Source organism: Streptomyces sp. NPDC022910 (assembly GCF_055561075.1).
Window position 1 is genome coordinate 1 of sequence record NZ_JBVHHL010000172.1, and the last position, 1,459, is coordinate 1,459.

The window sequence follows — 1,459 nt, forward strand, 5'->3', positions numbered from 1 at the left end:
GCGAGTACTTACTGGGTGGTGCCACGTCTTGCCTCTCGTTTCCTTACGTAGAGATCCTATTGGGTCCCTGTCCGGAAACTTCGGGGCACCTCAAGCGCTCGCCGCAGCACGCGGGGCGCCCGGTAGCTGGCTCCTGGTTCAACGAAGGCTGGCGTGATGGTCGCCAAGGCATCTGCCAGCGTGCGCCGCGTGTTCCCTGGTGTTCGGTCCCACCGTTGCTCGATGTACTCCCGGGCCAGGACGTACCAAGTGGTCCGCTGCTTCAGGGCCCGAAGTTCGGAGGCTGGCAGACCCGTCCGGGCATCGAAGGGTTCGCCGTCGCGAGCGGCGGTCATGAGCTTGGCGCGACGGCTCTCCGCCAGCCCCTTGGTGAGGAAGGACTCGGACTTTTCACGCCCATTGACCGTCCAACGGACCTCAAATCCCTTGCGGCGGTCGGGCCGCTCGCGAATGTCCCAGAACCGGACCTTGTAACTCATCACCATTCAGGCGTATCCCTTTCGCATGCCTCCCACCACGCATCCAAGTCAGCGCGGCGACAGCGCAGTTCACCATTGGGCAGCTTGATCATTCGGGGTGCCTGGCCGCGAGCGCGTAGGCGGTAGAAGGCCGATTGACTCATCCGGATTTCCGTTAGAACCTCGGCGAGCTTGAGCGCAGGTGGACGAGCCATTGATGTTTCCTCGGGGATTCCGGATTTGTCGGCCGCCCAAGCGGCAGCGCGCAACTCGCACCCATTCCGTCACGGCTGATGGGCAGGCGCTGTCCATTGCGAGTGCAGGGCACCGACATGAAGGGCTGTAGCGTCCGAAGGGCTCCACCGCCAAGCACAGCCGCTGCGAACACCCTCAATGGTCGTCACGATCGCCGGTTTGGCTAACCGGCGATCGTGGTCTATGTTGTGCGTCCCTGCAGGGAAATTCACGGACGATTACTGGCGGGCAAAACTCAGGGGGCTCGCCGGTACGATCGGAGCACGGGGGCGCACCGTCCGTCACGAGCACCCCCAGCCCGTCGTCAATGAGCCGGTCAAGATCGCGTGCAACAACGTGCTCGGTAGCAGCGACGGCTCGGGCTACATGTCTGGGTGGGGCCGCAGGTGTGTCGCGATGTGCGCGAGGACCGCTCGGTCCCGGCGGTAGCTACGTTGCAGCAAGTCCTCGCCGACCAACACGGCCGCACAGACACAGAGGCACAGCGCCGGGGAGGAGCGCCGTCGTTCTCTCGCGCCGATGTTGTCCATACGTTCGGGGCTCCAAGTGCCAAGCGGATGGGGGCGATGAATCGGGCGGACTAGAGAGCAGCATTCGACAGAAGTGCTCCTTGGGTAGGGGTCTCTGCGATGAGATCGGGCAGCATGAGGTACTGAGGGGCCTCGCGTTTTTCGGACAGGGTCTGGCCGAGCAATTCATGCCGTGAGTTGCAATTCCTGGAACTCGGCGTGCACTTCGCCCGGGGG

General features: G+C 63.7%; 2 protein-coding genes. Both read right to left on the reverse strand.

The genetic code is table 11. The features are described from left to right. Nucleotides 1-56: 56 nt before the first annotated feature. Nucleotides 57-479 carry a hypothetical protein gene (locus ACZ3TS_RS42975; protein WP_467628703.1) on the reverse strand — a complete coding sequence of 141 codons (423 nt, stop codon included), beginning with the start codon at nt 477-479 and terminating at the stop codon, nt 57-59. Further along, complete coding sequence (locus ACZ3TS_RS42980; protein WP_467628706.1) at nt 479-673, reverse strand: helix-turn-helix transcriptional regulator; 195 nt, start codon at nt 671-673, stop codon at nt 479-481. The genes ACZ3TS_RS42975 and ACZ3TS_RS42980 overlap by 1 nt, the downstream gene beginning before the upstream one ends. Nucleotides 674-1,459 lie beyond the last annotated feature (786 nt).

What these genes read in the sequence shown, in the direction of transcription:
- ACZ3TS_RS42980 (WP_467628706.1), bottom strand. Translation starts at nt 673, where the DNA reads ATGGCTCGTCCACCTGCGCTCAAGCTCGCCGAGGTTCTAACGGAAATC.
- ACZ3TS_RS42975 (WP_467628703.1), bottom strand. Translation starts at nt 479, where the DNA reads ATGAGTTACAAGGTCCGGTTCTGGGACATTCGCGAGCGGCCCGACCGC.